The sequence below is a fragment of the Pedobacter gandavensis genome, from assembly GCF_032678465.1.
Classification (GTDB): Bacteria; Bacteroidota; Bacteroidia; order Sphingobacteriales; family Sphingobacteriaceae; genus Pedobacter; species Pedobacter gandavensis_B.
In genome coordinates, this window is sequence record NZ_JAVTSK010000014.1 from 39221 (window position 1) to 60450 (window position 21230).

The following is a 21230-nucleotide window of genomic DNA, read 5'->3' on the forward strand; positions in this document are numbered from 1 at the left end:
AGAGTTGCTAGCATGAGATTGATTGCTGAGGAAAACATCCCAGTTAGTCGTAGAAACTCCAGCTTACACCAAATTTAACAAGAACACGATCCATCATTGGATAACGATTTACCGAATAGTATCCTTTTGAGAATAAACCTTGATTGGCATAATCTGTTTTCACAAACACATTTGCTTTTCTCAGGCTGGCTTTCAGCCAGACATCCACGATTGGTGTGGATTCGAAAACGGTGGGTTGTCCAACATAAAATTGTCCAGCCGGCGCCGAATATGAATAATTTTTATAAGCGGTATTGTATCGAATATCGAATCCAACGTTTGTTTTCAAGGCCTTGAAGAAGGTGTGGTCAAAAAAGAAACTCGCAAAGGCATACAATTCTGGCGTCCTCAAAATATTTGGCTCATCTGTTTTTTGGTAAACTAAGTAACTGTCCAGATTAAATTTACCGAACTTCAGTTTTTTACCTACTGTAATCTTCAGGAGATTTACTGCGTTCAGTTGTGCTGGTTCAATATTGTTTGCCAGTTCCGCATAGAAAGTACTATCGAGTGGTAGCTGTTTTGGATTAGCCGCAGTAAAGTAAAGATAATCGCTGATCCTAAAATACTCTGCACCAGCCTCAAAATTGAGTTTTTCATTAAGGTATTTAAAGGACAGATTGATGGTTTTAGTACGATTAAAATCCTTTTTCCAATTGTAATGGTTTCCGAAATAGCGGTTATAAATTTCTTCAGGAGATTTATTCTGGAAATATCCTCCCAAAACAATCCGTCCAACTGATCTACTCAAAAGGACATTACTTTTTGCTTCATAAAGAAAATCTCCAATATTTCTTCCCTGAAAGATTTGCTGAAGATCCAGATTCAAATCGATTCGGTTACTAAATCTGTAACCTGCAGAGCCCAGTAATGTAATATTTTGAAAAGTGGAGTTGTAATTATAATAGGTTGCTATTTTGTCAGGATAATATACGCCCTGATGATATTTATAGAAGTCGTGTCTAATTCCTGCATCCAACTTCAGCTCATTCTTGATGATGGAATTGCCTTTTCCACGAAGGAAAAAACTGTACATAAACTCATTTTGCACATTCATGTAGCGGGTACTGTCGTAGGTAAACGAAAGATCTGCTATCCCTGGAGGAATAGCGGTATGATCATCCAAAGAAGTTTTGTGAAAAGTATAAGCGTTGGTATTGTATTTAAAAGTATAAGCTATTTTATTCGTCGGTAGAATTTTATCTGAAATTTCCTGAGCCAGACTATCGATTCTTCCAACAAAATAGGTTTGTTTGATCATGAATGAATTTGAGCGATAAATATGTCCGGCGTCTGTCAAACGCACTCCTTCAGATAAATGGTCTAAACCAAAAGAATTGTTATTCTTTCCGTAAATGTTATCATTGTAAATAGATCCGTTTTCACGTGCTTTCAGGGTGTTAAAGATTGCGGCTACCCATAGATTGTATCGCTTATTCGGACTTTGATACCAGCTAAAAATATCCGCATTTAAATGATCTCCTCTTTGTCTTGGGTAATAACCATTGGCACCAATTCTATTGTAATTCGCTCCTATGTTCCAGTTTCTTTTGATATTCTGAGAATGGGTTACTTTGAAGATCGCTTCAGTCTCCCCTGCAGAAATAAAGTAAAGATTAGTATATGGTGTTCTGGCCTGATAATATTTGATATCGTCCTGACCAATGGCATAAAAATCCAGGGAATGAAAGCCTGCATCAAATCCAATGGTTTTTGAAGGTTCAAACAACATAGGCATTGCAGCCAGGCCCAAGTTTCCTGTACCTACAGTTGGTCTTCTAGGCTGGGCAATCATACTAAAATTTTGAAAGCCGGCAAGCGTGGTGTCTAGTGGTAAGGTTTGAATACTATCTTTTGTCAATTTCAAAGTAGTATACCTAATGAACCGGGAAGTAAAAATCACAGAATCCAGCCCTGATTCTTCTTTCTTCCTTAAGGAATCAAGTAATTTATTATCATTTACCTTCGTCTTTAGGTCCTGGGCAAACAACTGCCCAGTCCCCATAAGGAAAAAGCAAAAAACAAATAAGGCAATGCTTTTATACATTATAAAGTTGAGATTAATTGACTCAGTATTTTTGTCATTTTTGGTTCTGCAATTCTTGCAGTTTCGATGATTTCTTCCAGGCTTACCGCTTGTAGTTCTTCTGGAAATCCCTCATCCGTTAATACAGAAATGGCAAAAACCGGAATGCTCATGTGCTTTGCCACAATGACCTCTGGAACCGTGCTCATTCCAACTGCATCACCACCTATAATTCTTAAATATTTATATTCTGCTTTAGTTTCCAGGTTTGGGCCGGTCACTGCAACATATACACCCTGATGACATACAATCCCATGATCTGTTGCAATCTGTAGCGCGGTTTTAATTAAGGACCTTTGATACGGCTGACTCATATCCGGGAAGCGTGGTCCCATATCTGCATCATTTCTTCCACGCAATGGACTTTCAGGTTGTAGATTGATGTGGTCATTAATAATCATCAGATCACCTTTTTTGAAATCAGGATTTAAAGATCCTGCAGCATTGGAGACGAAAAGATGAGCAATTCCCAAAGCTTTCATCACGCGTATAGGAAAAGTAATCTGTTGCATACTATATCCTTCATAGTAATGCAATCTTCCCTGCATAGCCACCACTTTTTTTCCGTTCAAGGTACCAAAGATCAGTTTACCAGAATGGAATTCCAATGTAGAGATTGGGAAATTAGGGATATTGGAATACATCAATTGATGTGATACTTCTATCTCCCCCACCAATCCACCAAGGCCAGTACCTAAAACGATACCGATTTCTGGCTGGAAATCATTCGTTTTACGTTTTAGATATTCAACGGTTTCGTGTATGACTTGAAACATAAGCTATAATTTTTTGATCAAATATAATTTTATCTTTTGCGCTTAACCCAATTTTTACAGGCAAATAAAAGATTGGTAAATTTAACAGTAATTCTTTTAAAGTATCATCTAATAAACGTTGCGCATCCTTTTCTGTTGTGATGATGATCTTTTCCGCAGCGGGGTCATTTCTAAAATCATTTAATAGTTTATCCACATCCTGCACTGAAAAGCGATAATGGTCTGGATAATCATGGTGGAGGATATGAGAGGTAAATTGTCCTAAATACTGTAATAGCGGCTTTGGATTGGCAATTCCGGTCAATAAAAACACATTTGTATTTTTAGTAATAGACTCGCATAAACGATTTTCTCCTGAAATTAAGGGAACCAGTTCCTGATAGGACAGCGAAGAAAACAAGGCTTCCTTTTGCCATTTATCTTCAAATTTACGCAAACATTTTTCCGCATCTTTCGGATTTACAACTTCCGGAGATTTAGTAATCAGAATGGATTGAGCTCTTTTATATCCAGAGAAGCTTTCCCTCAGGTTCCCTGCCGGCAAAAGAAATTGAAAATTCAATAATTTTTCAAATTCAAATAGTAAGATATAGAAACCTGCGCGAATGGCACGATGTTGATAAGCGTCGTCCAGAATAATCAGGTCATGGTCTTTCTCCAATTGTCTGGCGCCTAATACCCGATCCTCACAAACAGCCACCGTAACCTGGGGAAATTTCCGATAGAATTGCATAGGTTCATCTCCGATGGTTTCGGCTGTAGCCTGATCATTTGCCAGAATAAAGCCTTTCGTCTTGCGACCATAACCCCTGCTTAAAATGGCGATTTTCCGGTCTGGAAAGAGACGTACCAGATATTCGGTCACAGGACTTTTTCCTGATCCGCCAACCACTAGATTTCCCACACAAATGATTGGAATATCAAAGCCTGTGGCTTTAAACAGGCCTATATCATAGAGCTTGTTTCTCACAAAAACTACAATGCCATATAGGATGGAAAAAGGAAATAACAGATAGCGTAGGTATTTTATCATACTGCGCTTCAAAAATAAGAATTATAGCGCGTAAAGCATGAAGTTTATACATATTGAGGGTTACCGGGCAACAAAATAAAAGGCTATCTTTGTACAAACAATATTTTATATCATGCTTAAAGGATTTTTTAACGTACCCACTCCGGTTAACGAGCCTATTTTAGGTTATGCGCCAGGAAGTAAAGAACGTGAACTTTTGAAGGCCGCAATTACCGAAGCCCGCTCTAAAAAAATTGACATCCCGATGTACATTAACGGAAAGGAAGTCCATACTGAAAATAAAGGAACTGCGACTCCTCCACACGACCATCAGCACATTCTTGCTGATTACAGCAAAGGAACAAAGGAACATGTAAGTCAGGCTATTGATGCTGCTTTGGCAGCAAAATCAAAATGGGAAAATTTAGCATGGGAACACCGTGCAGCGATCTTCCTGAAAGCTGCTGATCTTATCGCTGGTCCATACCGCTATAAATTAAACGCAGCAACGATGTTGGGTCAATCAAAAAATGCTTATCAAGCAGAGATTGATTCGGCTTGTGAGCTGATCGACTTCCTTCGTTTTAACGTAAGTTACATGTCGGAGATCTATAAACAACAACCTCCGGTTTCACCTAAAGGATCATGGAATAGAGTAGAGCAACGCCCATTAGAAGGTTTTGTATTTGCCTTAACACCTTTCAACTTTACGGCAATTGCAGGTAACTTACCTGCTTCAGCTGCTATGATGGGGAACGTGATTGTTTGGAAACCTGCAAATACACAGATTTATTCTGCAAATGTATTGATGCAGATTTTCAAAGAAGCTGGATTACCAGATGGTGTAATTAACCTCGTATATGTTTCAGGTCCGGAAGCAGGTGAAGTGATCTTTAACCACCCGGATTTTGCTGGTATCCACTTTACTGGATCAACTGGCGTATTCCAGGACATCTGGAAAACCATTGGAAATAACATTCATAAATTCAAAACTTATCCACGTATTGTTGGAGAAACAGGTGGTAAAGATTTTATCCTTGTTCATGGTTCGGCAGAAGCGGAATCTTCTAGCACAGCAATCATCCGTGGTGCTTTCGAATACCAGGGACAAAAATGTTCTGCGGCTTCGCGTGTATACGTAGCTAAGAGCATTTGGCCTAAAGTAAAAGAATATATGCTACGTGATCTTGCTGAATTCAAAATGGGTGGAACTGAAGATTTCGGTAACTTTATCAATGCGGTAATCGACGGAAATTCTTTCGACAAACTGGCGAAATACATTGATGAGGCTAAAAAAGATAGCAGTGTAGAAATTATTGCTGGCGGTAACTATGACAAATCTAAAGGTTACTTCATTGAGCCAACGGTATTGGTAGTTCAGGATCCTAAATATGTGACCATGTGCGAAGAACTGTTTGGTCCGGTATTGACATTATTTGTTTATGATGATGATAAATTCGACGAAATTTTAGACATCGTTGACAGTACTTCAATTTATGCCTTAACAGGTGCAGTGATTGCACAGGATCGTTATGCAATTGAAAAAGCAACGCATCGTTTGAGAAATGCGGCTGGTAACTTCTACATTAATGATAAATGTACAGGTGCAGTTGTTGGTCAGCAGCCATTTGGCGGTGCCAGAGGCTCAGGAACCAATGATAAAGCAGGTTCAATGATCAATCTTTTACGTTGGGTTTCTCCACGTACGATCAAAGAAACTTTTGATCCACCTAAAGATTTCCGTTACCCATTCTTGTCTAACGACTAATACTCGTAATAAGGAGGTGGTTAACATTCCTGAAATAAAAAAGCGGAGGTTCCATTCAGGGCCTCCGCTTTTTACTTAAAGATGGTTGCTCAACACAACCTTTTATCTCATCTTTAATTATTTGGCTTTATCAATTCCATCCATTCTAAAAACGGAATTCAAAGTACTATTGTTCTCACAAGTAACTCCCAGATCTGAAATAAATCCGTTCTCCAGACTATATGCCCAGCCATGTAAGCTTAGCTTCTTACCATTAGCCCACCTATTTTGAACAATAGAGGTTTTGGTCAGGTTAAAAACACCTTCAATGACATTCAGCTCCACTAATCTTTCACTTCTCTTCTTTTTGTCAGTGATCATATCCAGTTCATGGTAATGCAATCTGTAAGTATCTTTAATGTTTCTCAACCAATTATCGATAATTCCATATTGTTTATTACCCATTGCAGCATCTACACCGCCACAACCATAATGACCACAAACGATTACGTGTTCTACTTCTAAAACGTTAACCGCATAATCCAGTACACTTAACATATTCATGTCAGTATGCACCACCACATTCGCAATGTTACGGTGTACAAAGATATCACCAGGATTGGTATTGGTAATCTGGTTCGCAGGAACACGACTATCTGAACAACCGATCCATAAAATTGGTGGTTTTTGTCCTGCTGATAAACGTTCGAAAAATTTAGGGTCTTCTGATAAAGTGGCTGCCACCCAGTCTTTGTTCCCTTGTAATAAACCTTCGTATGTAATTTGATTTCTATCTTGTTGTTCTAATTTTGCGCACATAATAATTAATTGTTAATTTCTTCTATAATTTTACTGTCCAGTTTTGGCACAGTATATTGTTTTTTAATGTTCTCTAATACCACTATCGTTCCTTTTGTATAAGCATTGTGCTTAAAATTGAAAATCGTTTCCAATACATCGGGATCAATATACCTGGAGTTCGTTCCATCGATAATGACATTTGTTTCTTTGGGGATATTGTTCAGCATCACCTGAATGGCGGCTTTGTTTAAAAATGAAACTTCTTCAGCCAATTTAATGCGAAGATTTTTCTTGTTCCCTTCTTCCTGAATCTTGTAAAAGAATGGGTTACGCATATTCGTACGTAGCAAGTAGAAAATAGAGAATAGCATCCCTACAGCCACACCTTTTAACAGGTCGGTTAATAACACGGCTATAATCGTGACTACAAACGGTACAAACTGGTCCCAGCCTTTATGGTACATATGTTGGAATAAAGCAATACGTGTTAATTTATAACCAGTTACCAATAAGATCGCTGCCAAACAGGCTAAAGGAATCATATTGATGACACCCGGTATAAATAAGAAGGACAAAAGTAACCATACTCCATGAAAAATCGCAGACATTTTTGTTCTTCCACCTGCATTCACATTTGCAGAACTCCTTACAATTACGGAAGTTAAAGGTAAACCTCCCAACATACCGCTGGCCATATTGCCGGCACCTTGTGCTATTAATTCCCTATTAGTTGGAGAAACTCTCTTAACCGGGTCAATTTTATCGACAGCTTCAATACTTAATAAAGTTTCCAAACTTGCTACTACTGCTATTGTTGCAGCAACCACCCATACTTTACTATCGGAAATCGCGGAAAAATCTGGCATCGTTAGTAAACCTGTCAATTCAGACCATCCGTTAACTACCGGAATTTCTACCATTTGACCTGCATTCAATGCATACCCAGTTCCCTGGAAAGCAATACTTAATATAATCCCCAGAACTACTACCACAAGTGGTGCCGGAATTACATTTACTTTTTTCAACTTTGGCCAGATCAATAATACTGCAATAGACAATCCGCTAATCACAATTGCAGCTAATGTAAAATGACTAAAAGCATTCCCAATAGCAGAAAAAGTATTTTGATCGTCTCCCTGAAAAAAGCTCTGATCACCAAAAAAGTCTGAATCTACCCCTAAAGCATGAGGAAGTTGTTTCAAGATTAAGGTTACCCCAATCGCTGCTAACATTCCTTCAATTACACTGGATGGGAAATAGTTTCCAATCATTCCGCCTTTTAATAATCCAAGGATCATCTGCATGACTCCAGCCAGTACTACGGCCAGTAAGAAGGTCTGATAAGCACCTAGTTGGCTAATTGCGCCAAGCACAATTGCTGTCAGTCCTGCTGCCGGACCACTTACACTCAATTGCGAACCACTGATAGTTGCAACTACAATACCGCCCACGATACCGGTTACCAAACCGGCAAATAACGGTGCCCCTGAGGCCAGGGCTATCCCTAAACATAAAGGTAAAGCCACCAAAAACACGACGATACTGGATGGCAAATCACGCTTTAAGTTATTTTTTAAGATATACTTCTTCACTTCCAATCTTGAAAAGATTGAGCTTCCATTTTGCATAAAACAATGTTTTAATTCTTGTAAACTAATTTAAAAAATTGCACAGCTATCCCTATAACGGATTAACTATGCGAATAAATTAGCAATGGTTGGGAGGAGGCGTCGGTACAGAGGGATGGAAAGGATCAACATGCCTCTTAAAATGATCGATATAACTGTTACTAATGCCAAAATGACTCAAAACAGCATTGAAATCCATTGTATAATGGTTATCAATCATTTTATAATCTAATAAGTTTACTTTGGCTTTACCACTATCTCCGTCGGCGCTATGCTCAACTTCGATCTGCATGATCACGAGCTGAATGCTTTCCTTTTGGATATCACTAAAAAATACGGGCGCACCAGAAATCATCATCTTGACACAAAAAATGCCTAGAAAAGTAAAGATGATTAAAAGACGGTATTTCCGTAGTGACATTCTGATAATTTAATTCATGGTTAACTTTTCAAAAATAGCTCCAAAAAAGGCGAACTAACAAATTGTCATGTAAAAAAAATGTAATTTAGTTCGTATTCCGCTCAAAAACAAGAGATTAAATTTAAAAAACTGGGGGTTCCATCGAAAAACGAAGCATTAACCGTAATTTAGCCTGCTTAAAATCCTCTAATTTTATTCATGAGAAAATTAATATTATTCATTTTCATGCTTGTTCCTTTCATGGTCCTGGCACAAAGCAATAACGCCCCCTCTTCCTATGCCCCACACGAAATAAACATCACAGGGTATCTTCAAACACAGTTCCAATGGGCGGAATCTGCTGGAATCAGTTCTTTTTCCGGAGGAGATTTTACAAAAAATTCTGACTCCAGATTTATGATCCGAAGGGGTCGTTTGAAAATCGATCGCGCCGATAAATACTCTAGTATTGTGTTTCAGATTGACGCTACCCAAAACGGCGTACAATTAATGGATGCTTTTATTCAGTTTCACCAGGAAAAAACCAAAGAATTACTTTTCACTGCAGGTTTATTTAACCGGCCATTTGGTCACTCTATCGTTTATTCTTCAGGATACAGAGACTTCCCGGAACGTGCAAGAGTTTTCCAAACATTGATGCCTAGAGAGCGTGACCTTGGTGCCATGATCACTTTTAAGCCTGACTACAAACCATTAAGTTTCTTAACTGCGGATATTGCAGTGATTAATGGTGCAGGTTTAACCGCCAGGGATTATGATTCGAAAAAAGACATTGTAGCAAACTTAGGTTTCAAATTTGACAGTCTTTCGAATAAAAAATTACATTTAGGCTTTGGTGCTTCCTACTACAAAGGTTATGTGCGTAGTGACACAGAAACATTTTTTGTCAGAAATGGCAATGGTTATATCAAGGATACCAAACCAAGTCATGTGAATGACTATGCCAACCGGGATTATTATGGTGCAAATCTCCAATTGCAATACGACAATTCTTTTGGTACCACCTCATTTAAAGCTGAATATGTAGCAGGAAAACAACCTGGTGTTGCTGGTTCTGATAAGATTACAGGCCCTGCCGCCAGTATGAGTTTCTCTGCTCAGCCAACTACAGACCTTTACCTTCGTGATTTCAATGGTTATTATTTCTGGTTAACGCAACGGATCGGAAAATCTAAATTCAACGCTTTGCTTGCTTATGATGTTTATGACCCCAATATCCATGTGTCAGAAAGAGAAATTGGCGCTCCAAATACCAATACCACATCTGGAGATATTAAGTTTAGTACCTTGGGTTATGGCCTTACTTATATGATGAATGGACGCTTAAAATTAACCTTATATAATGAACATGTAGTTAATGATGATACACAATTGCCCCTTTACACCAAAGACCTTAAAGATGACGTATTTACCGCCAGATTACAGTATCGTTGGTAATTAGATTCTTTTTTAATTAATATTGCTATTTTACAAAATCATTATAGCAGAAACCAATCTCAGTTAAATGATGACCTTAAAATCTACATACAACTGAGATTCTGCGTTTTAGGGCAAATCAAAAGACAATCAACCATACGATAACCAAAAATATTCTAATGAAAACCAAAATAGATTTACTTCAGGATAAAGTTAAACAGGCCCATAAAGGTGGTGGTGCAGCAAGAATAGAAAGCCAGCATAAAAAAGGTAAACTTACTGCAAGAGAAAGAATTCATTTCTTAATGGATGAAAACTCTTTTGAAGAAATCGGTATGATGGTCACCCATAGAAGTACAGATTTTGGAATGGAAAAGGAAATATATCTGGGAGATGGTGTGGTAACAGGTTATGGAAATATCAATGGTCGCCTGGTTTATGTATTTTCACAGGATTTTACTGTTTTTGGTGGCTCACTTTCAGAAACCCATGCTGAGAAGATTTGCAAAATCATGGATATGGCCCTGAAAAATGGTGCTCCTGTTATTGGATTAAATGATAGTGGCGGGGCAAGAATTCAGGAAGGTGTCGTTTCTCTTGGCGGATATGCGGATATTTTTTACAGAAACGTACAAGCTTCGGGAGTAATCCCCCAGCTATCTGCGATCATGGGCCCATGTGCTGGTGGAGCTGTTTACTCCCCTGCAATTACTGATTTCATTTTAATGGTCGAAAATACCTCTTACATGTTTGTAACCGGACCAAATGTGGTAAAAACGGTCACACATGAGTTGGTGACTTCTGAAGAACTAGGCGGTGCCAGCACCCATGCTACCAAATCTGGTGTCACACATTTTGCTTGTGCAAATGAGCTCGATGCCATTAATCACGTAAAAAGATTACTGAGTTATATGCCTCAGAATTGTGAAGAGATACCTGCTTCCCTTCCTTATGAAGCGACAAATGAGGAGCGTGTTTCTTTAAATACCCTGATGCCTGTCAACGCAAATCAACCTTATGATGTCAGGTCTGTCATAGAAGAAGTGGCAGATTCCAGCAGCTTTTTAGAAGTCCATAGAGAATATGCAGAAAATATAGTGGTTGGTTTTGCCCGTCTGGCTGGAAGAAGTATTGGTATTGTTGCCAATCAACCTGCTTATCTTGCTGGTGTATTAGACAATCATGCTTCGACTAAGGCAGCACGCTTTGTTCGTTTTTGCGATTGTTTCAACATTCCTCTACTGGTATTTGAAGATGTACCGGGTTTCCTTCCAGGCACCGATCAGGAATGGAATGGCATAATTAATAACGGTGCAAAATTGTTATATGCATTTAGTGAAGCTACCGTACCCCGTATAACTGTGATTACCAGAAAGGCCTACGGCGGTGCTTACGATGTCATGAACTCCAAACATATTGGTGCAGATATGAACTATGCATGGCCTACTGCCGAGATCGCAGTAATGGGAGCTAAAGGAGCTGCAGAGATCATTTTCAAGAAAGAAATTGCTACTGCAGAAAACCCTGAAGAAAAATGGCTGGAAAAAGAAAAGCTATATTCTGAGACTTTTGCCAATCCTTATCGGGCTGCAGAACGTGGTTTTGTGGATGAGGTAATCGAACCTGCGCAAACGAGAATTAAATTAATCAAAGCATTTAAAATGCTGGAAAATAAAGTGGTCAATGCTCCACGTAGAAAACACGGAAATATTCCTTTATAAGTCATGAAACTGAGTCGCACAGATGTAATGCTCATGGCCTTTTGTACCGGGCTTATTGTAGCAAACATTTATTATTGTCAGCCGCTGGTGATCTTGATCGCCCAGGAATTTAAGGTTTCGGAGAGCCATGCTGGCATGGTCACTTACCTTACACAGGCAGGTTACGCACTAGGATTATTTTTAGTAGTCCCACTTGGTGACATGTTTGAGCGCAGAAAACAGATCTTAATCATCACAGGAATGGCTGTCGCATCCTTATTCCTCGCGGCCATTTCTCACAGTTTTTTACTGCTCCAAATCGCTAGTGTATTGATCGGTGCTAGCTCTGTCGTACCACAATTGATCTTACCCATGGCTGCTAACCTGAGCTCCGATGAAAAACGTGGAGAAACCATAGGTATCATTACCAGTGGTTTGCTGATAGGAATTCTTGCTTCCAGATCAATCAGTGGGAGTATCGCCTTTTTATGGGGATGGAGAACCATGTATTTTATCGCCGCTGGCATATGTACTTTATTGATGATACTCATGGCAAAACGTTTTCCCTTAAGCCGACCTTCTTTTAAAGGAACTTATACTGAATTAATGGCTTCAATGTGGCACTATATCAAAACAGAGCCTATATTGAGAGAGGCTGCAATGATCAATTTTTTGGCCTTTGGTGTCCTCAGTGCATTCTGGACTACAATGGTCCTTTTTCTCGCCAACCCACCCTTTAACTTCCAAACCCTACAAATTGGCTTATTCGGAATTGCCGGCGCGGCTGGCGCCCTGGCCGCTCCATTGGTAGGTAAATTGAGTACTGGCAGTAATCCACGTAAAAACATATTAATCGGACTAATTTTACAGGCCCTGAGCATTGCAGCATTTTACTATACTGGTGGTCAGCTTTACTTATTTATCATCGGAATTATTTTAATCGATATTGGCCAACAGGCCATTCATGTCACCAATCAAACCAGAATCTATGCTTTAATACCGGAAGCACGAAACCGTCTTAATACAGTATTTATGTCGGTAAGTTTTGTAGGGGCTGCCGTAGGATCTGCACTAGGATTATGGCTTTGGGATAGTGGACAATGGCCTTTATTCTGCTTTGGATCCTTTGCCATCATCCTGCTTAACATTTCCATTTATAAGTTTTACAACAATAAATTTGAACGCTAAGCCCTCATGAAAGAAATTCATATCGAGCAAATCAGACCGGATCTGACCTGGCGAATCAGACATACCGCTATGTATCCCAATCAACCTTATGATACTGTAAAACTGGAAAATGATCAGAATGGATTACATTTTGGTTTATTTGCGGATGATCAGCTGGTTTCTGTGGTTTCACTCTTTAATGAAGCCAGGATTTATCAATTTAGAAAGTTTGCTACAGTTCCTGAATTTCAGGGAAAGGGCTACGGCAGTTTGCTATTACAGCATCTCATTAGTTTTGTTAGTGTTTTGGGTGCTACGATACTATGGTGTAATGCCCGCAGTACTGCAATCCCATTTTATTCGAAATTTGGATTTGCAGAAACTCAAGAACGATTTAACAAAACCGGCTTAGAATTTGTCATCATGCAGTTACAACTCAACAATTAACTTGTTGCTTAGCCCCTAGTTTATATATTTGTTCGGCTAAAGCACTATACCGCTTAATATACGTTTTAAAGAAACATCAAATGACAAAAAAGAAAGACGATAAACAGAAACACGTTTCTGTAGTTACTAAAAAGTCACTCCAATTTTTTGAAGAATATATCAATAATCCATCTCCAACAGGTTTTGAATATCCTGGTCAGAAGTTATGGTTAGACTATCTAAAGCCTTATATTGATGAGAGTTTTATCGATAACTATGGTACTGCGGTTGGTGTAATTAATCCCCAAGCAGAATACAGAGTAGTAATTGAAGCACATGCTGATGAAATTTCCTGGTTTGTAAATTACATTACTCCTGAAGGTTTAATCTACGTTATTCGTAATGGTGGATCTGACCACCAGATTGCTCCATCAAAAAGAGTAAATATCCATACTGATAAAGGAATGGTTAAAGCAGTATTCGGATGGCCTGCGATTCATACGAGAAGTGGCGAAAAAGAAGAAGCTCCGGCATTAAAAAACATCTTCCTTGATTGCGGATGTACTTCTAAAGATGAAGTTGAAGTCTTGGGTATCCATGTAGGTTGTGTGATCACTTACGAAGACGAATTCATGGTGTTAAATGATCGTTACTATGTGGGAAGGGCTCTAGACAACAGAGCTGGCGGATTTATGATTGCGGAAGTTGCTCGCTTATTAAAAGAGAACAAACAAAAACTTCCTTTCGCTTTATATATTGTGAATTCAGTGCAAGAAGAAATTGGCTTACGTGGTGCGGAAATGATTGCTGACAGAATTAAACCTCATGTAGCCATTGTTACTGACGTTACACATGATACCAGCACACCAATGATCAATAAAATTACACAGGGTGATTTAGCTTGTGGTAGGGGACCGGTAGTTTCATACGCTCCTGCGGTACAAACCAACTTGAATAAATTATTGATCAAAACTGCTGAGAAAAATAACATTCCATTCCAACGTCAGGCTTCTTCTAGGTCTACTGGTACAGATACGGATGCATTTGCATATTCTAATGGTGGTGTTCCATCTGCTTTAATCTCTCTGCCACTACGTTATATGCACACTACAGTAGAAATGATTCATAAAGAAGACGTAGATAATGTCATCAGCTTGATTTACCACTCTTTATTGAACATCGAAAAAGATCACGATTTTAAATATTCCAAATAAATTCAAATTCTTCTGAACGAATTTAAAAGGGTGTCTGCTGAAACAGACACCCTTTTGTTTTAATTTAATTTCCTATTTTTAGAAAAGTAAGATGGGCATATCTAGCTCAAAACCCTATAATTTTCTATCCATGACTGATCAAACGCAAAGTTTTATAGAAAAAGTTAAAGCAGCATATCCCCCTAAAGGTTCCTTTATTTATTTGGGAGCTGGCATCCTAGATGGTGAGGTGCTGGCAGATGCGGAAGTAAATCTCTATTTACACATGATGAACCGACATGGTCTTGTTGCTGGTGCCACTGGTACCGGAAAAACCAGGACCTTACAACTCCTGGCAGAGCAACTTTCTGATGCGGGTGTTCCTGTTTTTATGTTGGATGTAAAAGGAGATCTTTCTGGATTATATCAAGCCGGAGAAAGCAATCCAAAAGTCGAGGAAAGAGCAAAAATGCTAAATAAACCTTTCGTTCCAACCGGCTACCCCATAGAACCTTATTCACTTTCTGGGAAATTAGGTGCACAGATGAGGGCTACCATCCTGGAATTTGGTCCTACATTACTCGCAAAAATTTTGGAACTAAATGATACCCAAACCGGGGTCTTATCAGTGATTTTTAAATATGCGGATGATCACAAACTACCACTTATTGACCTGAAGGATTTTAAAAAACTGATCTCCTATCTATCAGATGGTCCCGGAAAAGATGAAATAAAGGCAGATTATGGCAGTATCTCCTCAGCCACGACCGGAACTATTCTGAGAAAGATCATCACCATAGAACAACAAGGTCTTAATGCAATGTTTGGAGAACCATCCTTTGAAATTGAGGACCTCCTGGTCAGAACAGGTGGAAAAGGAACAATTTCTCTTTTAAACATCTCAGATGTACAAAATCAGCCAAAATTATATTCCACTTTCCTACTCAGTTTACTAGCCGAATTATTTTATACCCTTCCTGAAGTAGGTGATCTAGATCAACCGAAATTAGTATTCTTTATTGATGAGGCTCATTTACTATTTAAAGACTCTTCCAAAGTCTTTTTAGAACAGATTGAAACCATCATCAGACTCATTAGATCTAAAGGCGTAGGCGTCTTCTTTTGCACGCAATCTCCAAGTGATATTCCTGAAAGCGTCCTTTCCCAATTAGGAAACCGAATTCAGCATGCATTGCGCGTATTTACACCTAATGATGCAGATGCCTTAAAGAAAACCGTAAACACCTACCCCACTTCTAACTTTTATAAAATTGATAAAATACTAACCTCTCTAGGTACAGGACAGGCACTCATTACCGTATTAAATGAAAAAGGAATTCCAACTGAAGTAACTGCTACTATGCTTACTCCTCCAAAAGCCATTATGGGGCCATTAAATATTGAGAATTATAAAGTATTAGTCCAATCCAGTGTAATGAATAAAAAGTATGGAACCAGTATTGATCCGGAAAGCGCTTATGAAATCCTAACTGAACGAATCAATAAACAGCTGAGTACTGATTCGACAACAGCTGAAAATACCCCGACGGGCACTAAAAAACAAGAAAAAAGTCTCATAGAACAAGTAATGGGTGCAACCATCACGCGGCAAATTGGCAAGGAAATTGTTAGGGGGCTGTTCGGAATGTTAACCGGCAAAAAAACACGAAATATAGGGGGTAAAGGAATCTTTGGATTCTAATTCCATAGAATTCTACCTATAATTCGGGATATTAATGCTTAAAATGCAAAAAACACCCATTATTTTACCTTGAATAGAAACATATTAATTATTTTAGTCCCATGAAACCAACCTTATTAATCTTAGCAGCTGGGATGGCAAGTCGCTACGGCAGCATGAAACAAATTGACGGGTTCGGCCCGAACAACGAAACTATTATTGATTATTCTATATATGATGCTATAAAAGCCGGATTCGGTAAAGTTGTATTTATTATTAAAGAAGAGTTTCTTGAGGATTTCAAAGAAATTTTCGAAGCAAAATTAAACGGTAAAATCGAGACAGATTACGTTTTCCAAAACTTCAACATTAAACAATTCGGAGTAGATATCGAAATTGAGAGATCAAAACCATGGGGAACTGCACATGCAATTCTTGCTGGTAGAACTGCAATTAATGAACCTTTCTGTGTCATAAATGCAGATGATTTCTATGGCTTAGATGCTTACCAAAAAATGGTTAAGTTTTTAACAACAGAAGTTAGCGATAGCAATTATTCAATGATCGGTTATGAAATCGGCAAAACTTTATCAGAATATGGATCTGTTTCCAGAGGTGTTTGTCAGGTAAACGAAAATGGTATCCTTGAAGAAGTTGTAGAACGTACAAAGGTATTAAAGAACGGTGACGCCATTGTTTTCGAAGAAGGCGATACTCAGTACCCATTAACACCAGATACACGCGTATCGATGAACTTCTGGGGCTTTACGCCTGCAGTATTCAAAATTACAGAAGAACTATTCAGAGATTTTGCTGTACAAAATAAAGAAAACCCTAAATCAGAGTTTTTCATTCCATTAGTAGCTGAATACCTGGTAAAATCTAGAATTGCTGATTTCAAAGTAATTCCTACAGATAGTCAGTGGTTTGGTGTAACTTACAAAGAAGATAAACCAATTGTACAAGCAAGCATTGACCAATTGATCAAAGACGGTGCATATCCATCAAATCTTTGGAACTAAATACTGGTAACGTTAAACAAGAAAGGGATCCATAATGTGGATCCCTTTCTTGTTTATAAGCAAATTCGGGGCTTATCCGACCAGATAATTATGGCAATTATCTTAAAAGTGACCTGCATAAAAAAAAGGTGCTCTGAAAGAACAGAACACCTTTTTATTTAAATGAGCTTAACGCTTATTTTTTATCGTCTTTAACTTCTTCGAAATCTACATCAGTAACGTCGTCACCACCTGCAGGCTGAGCATCTGAAGCACCAGCAGCACCTTCTGGTTGAGCACCATCCTGACCTGCTTTGTACATTTCTTCAGAAGCTGCATTCCATGCATTCTGTAATTCTTCCTGAGCTGCATCGATATCAGCGAAGTTTCTAGCTGCATGCGCATCTTTTAGTTTTTGCAAACCTGCTTCGATTGGCGCTTTTTTATCAGCTGAAATTTTCTCACCGAATTCTTTCAATTGTTTTTCAGTAGAGAAGATTAAAGCATCTGCACCGTTGATTTTATCGGCTTCTTCTTTAGCGATTCTATCCGCATCTGCATTTTGTTCTGCTTCTTCTCTCATCCTTTTGATTTCTTCTTCAGTTAAGCCAGAAGAAGCTTCAATACGGATTTTTTGCTCTTTACCAGTAGCTTTATCTTTAGCACTTACATGTAAGATACCGTTTGCATCGATATCAAATGCAACCTCAATTTGAGGAACACCACGTGGCGCTGGTGGAATACCATCTAAGATAAAACGACCAATTGTACGGTTTTGAGCAGCCATTGGACGCTCACCTTGCAAGATATGAATCTCTACTGAAGGCTGGTTATCAGCTGCTGTAGAGAAAGTTTCTGCTTTCTTAGAAGGAATAGTTGTATTGGCTTCAATTAATTTAGTCATTACACCACCCATAGTCTCAATACCTAATGAAAGAGGAGTAACATCTAATAACAATACATCTTTAACTTCACCTGTCAATACACCACCTTGGATTGCAGCACCGATAGCTACCACTTCATCAGGATTAACACCTTTTGAAGGATCTTTACCAAAGAAAGCTTTAACTGCATCCTGAATTGCAGGAATACGAGTTGAACCACCAACTAAGATAATCTCATCGATATCGCTAGTTTTCAAACCTGCATTTTTCAGTGCTGATTTACATGGGTCAATAGTACGTTTGATCAAATCAGCAGCCAATTGCTCAAATTTAGCACGGCTTAAGTTTCTAACCAAGTGTTTAGGACCAGTTGCATCAGCAGTGATGTAAGGTAAGTTGATCTCAGTAGAAGTTGTGCTTGACAATTCAATTTTAGCTTTCTCAGCTGCTTCTTTCAAACGTTGTAAAGCCATTGGATCTTGATTCAAGTCCATACCATACTCGTTTTTGAATTCAGCGGCTAACCAATCAATAATAACGTGATCAAAGTCATCACCACCTAGGTGAGTATCACCATCAGTAGATTTTACTTCAAATACACCATCACCTAATTCTAATACTGAAACGTCATGAGTACCACCACCACAGTCAAACACAACGATTTTCATGTCTCTTTGTGCTTTATCCAAACCGTAAGCTAATGCAGCTGCAGTTGGCTCGTTGATGATACGTTTCACTGTTAAACCAGCAATTTCACCAGCTTCTTTAGTAGCCTGACGTTGTGCGTCATTAAAATAAGCAGGAACAGTAATAACTGCTTCTGTTACTTCATGACCTAAAAAGTCTTCAGCCGTTTTTTTCATTTTCTGCAAAATCATTGCAGAAATTTCTTGTGGTGTATATTTACGGTCGTCAATCTCAACACGTGGTGTATTGTTGTCGCCCTTAACAACTTTATAAGGTACACGACCAGTTTCTTTAGACACTTCAGCAAAGCTGCTGCCCATAAAGCGTTTGATCGAATAAATTGTTTTTGTTGGGTTAGTAATTGCCTGGCGTTTTGCCGGCTCACCTACCTTGCGCTCACCATTCTCTGCAAAAGCAACAATGGATGGCGTAGTACGCTTACCCTCACTGTTGGCTATAACTACAGGTTCGTTACCTTCCATTACGGATACGCAAGAGTTTGTTGTTCCTAAGTCTATACCAATAATTTTTGACATGCTATTTATCTCTGTTTATGTTTATGAATCTTATTTCTTATTATTTCTTGTTTAACAATGGATGTGCCAATTGAGTTTTGGCAGAAAATTTCCTATTTTTCCAATCATTAGGTAATTTTCTGTCCGAATCTTGTTACAAAAATGTGACAGGATGACAGAAATCCGACGCATTTCACTGGTCTAACTTCAATAGTCGCTCTAAATGATGGTAGCCAATTCCAAAATAAGCTTTGGTCTCGTGTAATTTCTGTTTAATCTCTGTTTGTTTCTGTTCCAGTGCTTTGCCTGATAATTTAGCTGATTTTACTCCCACCACCAATACATTTTTAGGAGTATGTGCATCTGAGATAAATTCAAATACTTTGGTCTTATATCCATAGTGTTCCAATATTAAAGCACGCATTGCATCAGTAACCATTTCCGCCTGGCGCTCCATGAAAATACCATACTTTGTTAACACAGCAACCTCATTCCTTACTTTATGCTTATCCATTTCTCTTCTAACTTGTTTGTGACAGCAAGGAGCCACGACAATCAAAGCTGCGTTAGCTTTAATACCCTTATAAATCGCATCATCAGTAGCTGTATCGCAGGCATGCAAAGCAATTAGCAAATCAATTGCCGCTACATCGTAATCTTGAATAGTCCCAGGCACAAAATCAAGTCCTTCGAAACCTGAGTTTTTAGCAATCCCATTACACAAATTCACCAAATCATCCCTGTATTCTACCCCTGTAACTTTCGTATCCAGTTTCAATACCTGATTGAAGTAATCGTATAAAGCGAAAGTCAGATAACCTTTTCCTGAACCCATATCAACCACTTTTTTAATCCCGTTCTGCGGAAGTTCTTTAATCAATGAGCTTAAAATCTCCACATATTGATTGATCTGTTTGTATTTATCCTGGGCATTTTTAAAAACATTTCCATCAGCATCGGTAATTTTCAACTCTTGCAAATAAGGTTTTCCAGCAGCCTGAATCAGCCGCTTCTTCTCCTTATTATGTGCCAGGGTTGGTACAGCCTTACCGTCCCCAGACAATACCCTTTCACGTATCGCAATGACATGATTTTTGCCATGTTCCAGAATCACTTCTTTTCCCATCGTGAACAAAGTGCAGACTTTAAAGTCATTACTGATAAAATGTCCTACCATAGTACAGCCATCATCAATAGGGAAATTTTTAACGATATCTCTGGTTTTATTTCTGTAAGTAAAAGAAAGCATATCTGCACGTTTGATCTTTACCCGGCGGACATAAACATTTTTTAATTCTTTATCATTTCCCCGATAATTGCCCAGGGAAACCTTTAAAAAAGTATTCAAAGAAATACTTTCAGCGAGTTGTTCTTGAAAACGCTGTAATTGGAGTTGATTTGACATGAAATTGGATTACGATACAAAGATACCCTTTTGAATATGAATACTAAATTAGCTATATGAAACAACGTTATTTAATTGCAATTCTTCCACCAAACAAACTCAGTACTGCGATTGATCGAATCAGAAAGGTGCTCCCAAAGATTTCATGTATTCAAAGCATTGAGACCACCAGTTCATATCACGCTAAAGTTTATACCTGATTTAGAATAAAGCTACGAAGATCGATTAATCCATTGCCTAACCCAGGCCAGAAATTTCAAACCTTTTACACAGCACCTCAACAATTATTTAGGCTTCCAAAATACAAAAGCAGTATACATCAGCGCCTTAAAAAACAGGCAAATCGAGGATTTCTATGAAAAGATAAAAATCCTTACAAAGGCATTTAGTAAAGATACTTATACAACCTTAAACCCACATCTTACTATTGCCTACCGCGACCTAAGCGAAAGTCTATATCTGGAAATTATGTCTTATTACAAGAAAAGATCTTTTAAAGCAACATTTGAAGTCAACCATTTCAGATTGTTAAAACATGATGGGAGGCATTGGGATACCACAGTCTACCTGGACCAGAACAATTAGAAATTTCTTTATAAAGAAAAAACCCCATCCGAATCGGACAGGGTTTTCCTTATAATGATA

General features: G+C 38.4%; 17 protein-coding genes. 9 read left to right on the forward strand and 8 right to left on the reverse strand.

All coding sequences use genetic code 11. The annotated features are described in order from the left end of the window. Positions 1–43: 43 nt before the first annotated feature. From R2Q94_RS20370 to lpxK, 3 genes are read right to left on the reverse strand one after another with little or no spacing between them, the layout of a single operon-like run. A complete protein-coding gene (locus R2Q94_RS20370) occupies positions 44–2086 on the reverse strand; it encodes a putative porin (RefSeq protein WP_316823332.1) in 2043 nt (680 codons plus the stop codon). Then, a complete protein-coding gene (locus R2Q94_RS20375; protein WP_316823333.1) occupies positions 2086–2901 on the reverse strand; it encodes a purine-nucleoside phosphorylase in 816 nt (271 codons plus the stop codon). The genes R2Q94_RS20370 and R2Q94_RS20375 overlap by 1 nt, the downstream gene beginning before the upstream one ends. Continuing rightward, entirely contained in the window at positions 2873–3934 is a 1062-nt protein-coding gene (lpxK, locus tag R2Q94_RS20380) for a tetraacyldisaccharide 4'-kinase (RefSeq protein WP_316823334.1), read from the reverse strand. Before lpxK ends, R2Q94_RS20375 begins: the two co-directional genes overlap by 29 nt. 112 nt (positions 3935–4046) lie before the next feature. On the opposite strand from lpxK, the gene pruA reads away from it, so the two are divergent. Beyond that, positions 4047–5681 carry an L-glutamate gamma-semialdehyde dehydrogenase gene (gene pruA, locus R2Q94_RS20385; RefSeq protein WP_316823335.1) on the forward strand — a complete coding sequence of 545 codons (1635 nt, stop codon included), beginning with the start codon at positions 4047–4049 and terminating at the stop codon, positions 5679–5681. 117 nt (positions 5682–5798) lie between these two features. Here pruA and can read toward each other — a convergent pair whose 3' ends face one another. The 3 genes from can to R2Q94_RS20400 all read right to left on the reverse strand — a co-directional run bounded on the left by can (position 5799) and on the right by R2Q94_RS20400 (position 8510). Next, positions 5799–6479, reverse strand: coding sequence for a carbonate dehydratase (gene can, locus R2Q94_RS20390; protein WP_316823336.1), 681 nt, complete (start codon positions 6477–6479; stop codon positions 5799–5801). Between the two features lie 5 nt (positions 6480–6484). Then, a complete protein-coding gene (locus R2Q94_RS20395; protein WP_316823337.1) occupies positions 6485–8089 on the reverse strand; it encodes a SulP family inorganic anion transporter in 1605 nt (534 codons plus the stop codon). A 79-nt stretch (positions 8090–8168) separates the two neighbouring features. Next, complete coding sequence (locus tag R2Q94_RS20400; protein ID WP_316823338.1) at positions 8169–8510, reverse strand: hypothetical protein; 342 nt, start codon at positions 8508–8510, stop codon at positions 8169–8171. A 198-nt stretch (positions 8511–8708) separates the two neighbouring features. Between R2Q94_RS20400 and R2Q94_RS20405 the strand changes: the two genes are divergently transcribed. From R2Q94_RS20405 to R2Q94_RS20435, 7 genes are all read left to right on the forward strand, one after another. Further along, positions 8709–9947 (forward strand): porin, encoded by a 1239-nt coding sequence (locus R2Q94_RS20405; RefSeq protein ID WP_316823339.1) that lies wholly within the window; start codon positions 8709–8711, stop codon positions 9945–9947. A 158-nt stretch (positions 9948–10105) separates the two neighbouring features. After that, positions 10106–11647 (forward strand): acyl-CoA carboxylase subunit beta, encoded by a 1542-nt coding sequence (locus R2Q94_RS20410; RefSeq protein WP_316823340.1) that lies wholly within the window; start codon positions 10106–10108, stop codon positions 11645–11647. A gap of 3 nt (positions 11648–11650) precedes the next feature. Further along, the gene (locus R2Q94_RS20415; protein WP_316823341.1) at positions 11651–12814 is read left to right on the forward strand and encodes an MFS transporter; all 1164 of its coding nucleotides are present in this window, start codon (positions 11651–11653) and stop codon (positions 12812–12814) included. A 6-nt stretch (positions 12815–12820) separates the two neighbouring features. Beyond that, entirely contained in the window at positions 12821–13240 is a 420-nt protein-coding gene (locus R2Q94_RS20420) for a GNAT family N-acetyltransferase (protein ID WP_316823342.1), read from the forward strand. Between the two features lie 80 nt (positions 13241–13320). Next, on the forward strand, positions 13321–14433 hold the full coding sequence (locus R2Q94_RS20425) for a M42 family metallopeptidase (protein ID WP_316823343.1): 1113 nt from the start codon (positions 13321–13323) through the stop codon (positions 14431–14433). 130 nt (positions 14434–14563) lie between these two features. Next, complete coding sequence (locus R2Q94_RS20430; protein WP_316823344.1) at positions 14564–16114, forward strand: helicase HerA-like domain-containing protein; 1551 nt, start codon at positions 14564–14566, stop codon at positions 16112–16114. A 101-nt stretch (positions 16115–16215) separates the two neighbouring features. Then, the gene (locus tag R2Q94_RS20435) at positions 16216–17115 is read left to right on the forward strand and encodes an NDP-sugar synthase (RefSeq protein WP_316823345.1); all 900 of its coding nucleotides are present in this window, start codon (positions 16216–16218) and stop codon (positions 17113–17115) included. A gap of 175 nt (positions 17116–17290) precedes the next feature. Here R2Q94_RS20435 and dnaK read toward each other — a convergent pair whose 3' ends face one another. Both dnaK and R2Q94_RS20445 read right to left on the reverse strand, forming a co-directional pair. After that, positions 17291–19201, reverse strand: coding sequence for a molecular chaperone DnaK (gene dnaK, locus R2Q94_RS20440; protein ID WP_316823346.1), 1911 nt, complete (start codon positions 19199–19201; stop codon positions 17291–17293). A 172-nt stretch (positions 19202–19373) separates the two neighbouring features. Continuing rightward, positions 19374–20585, reverse strand: coding sequence for an SAM-dependent methyltransferase (locus tag R2Q94_RS20445; protein ID WP_316823347.1), 1212 nt, complete (start codon positions 20583–20585; stop codon positions 19374–19376). Between the two features lie 228 nt (positions 20586–20813). On the opposite strand from R2Q94_RS20445, the gene R2Q94_RS22270 reads away from it, so the two are divergent. Next, entirely contained in the window at positions 20814–21170 is a 357-nt protein-coding gene (locus tag R2Q94_RS22270; protein WP_410478579.1) for a 2'-5' RNA ligase family protein, read from the forward strand. The last annotated feature ends 60 nt before the right edge of the window (positions 21171–21230 follow it).

Excerpts from the sequence above, each read along its gene's own strand:
- lpxK (WP_316823334.1), bottom strand. The coding sequence starts at position 3,934 with ATGATAAAATACCTACGCTATCTGTTATTTCCTTTTTCCATCCTATAT.
- R2Q94_RS20425 (WP_316823343.1), top strand. The coding sequence starts at position 13,321 with ATGACAAAAAAGAAAGACGATAAACAGAAACACGTTTCTGTAGTTACT.
- can (WP_316823336.1), bottom strand. The coding sequence starts at position 6,479 with ATGTGCGCAAAATTAGAACAACAAGATAGAAATCAAATTACATACGAA.
- R2Q94_RS20405 (WP_316823339.1), top strand. The coding sequence starts at position 8,709 with ATGAGAAAATTAATATTATTCATTTTCATGCTTGTTCCTTTCATGGTC.
- pruA (WP_316823335.1), top strand. The coding sequence starts at position 4,047 with ATGCTTAAAGGATTTTTTAACGTACCCACTCCGGTTAACGAGCCTATT.
- R2Q94_RS20445 (WP_316823347.1), bottom strand. The coding sequence starts at position 20,585 with ATGTCAAATCAACTCCAATTACAGCGTTTTCAAGAACAACTCGCTGAA.
- R2Q94_RS20415 (WP_316823341.1), top strand. The coding sequence starts at position 11,651 with ATGAAACTGAGTCGCACAGATGTAATGCTCATGGCCTTTTGTACCGGG.
- R2Q94_RS20435 (WP_316823345.1), top strand. The coding sequence starts at position 16,216 with ATGAAACCAACCTTATTAATCTTAGCAGCTGGGATGGCAAGTCGCTAC.
- R2Q94_RS20395 (WP_316823337.1), bottom strand. The coding sequence starts at position 8,089 with ATGCAAAATGGAAGCTCAATCTTTTCAAGATTGGAAGTGAAGAAGTAT.
- R2Q94_RS20375 (WP_316823333.1), bottom strand. The coding sequence starts at position 2,901 with ATGTTTCAAGTCATACACGAAACCGTTGAATATCTAAAACGTAAAACG.
- R2Q94_RS20370 (WP_316823332.1), bottom strand. The coding sequence starts at position 2,086 with ATGTATAAAAGCATTGCCTTATTTGTTTTTTGCTTTTTCCTTATGGGG.
- R2Q94_RS20420 (WP_316823342.1), top strand. The coding sequence starts at position 12,821 with ATGAAAGAAATTCATATCGAGCAAATCAGACCGGATCTGACCTGGCGA.
- R2Q94_RS20430 (WP_316823344.1), top strand. The coding sequence starts at position 14,564 with ATGACTGATCAAACGCAAAGTTTTATAGAAAAAGTTAAAGCAGCATAT.
- dnaK (WP_316823346.1), bottom strand. The coding sequence starts at position 19,201 with ATGTCAAAAATTATTGGTATAGACTTAGGAACAACAAACTCTTGCGTA.
- R2Q94_RS20400 (WP_316823338.1), bottom strand. The coding sequence starts at position 8,510 with ATGTCACTACGGAAATACCGTCTTTTAATCATCTTTACTTTTCTAGGC.
- R2Q94_RS20410 (WP_316823340.1), top strand. The coding sequence starts at position 10,106 with ATGAAAACCAAAATAGATTTACTTCAGGATAAAGTTAAACAGGCCCAT.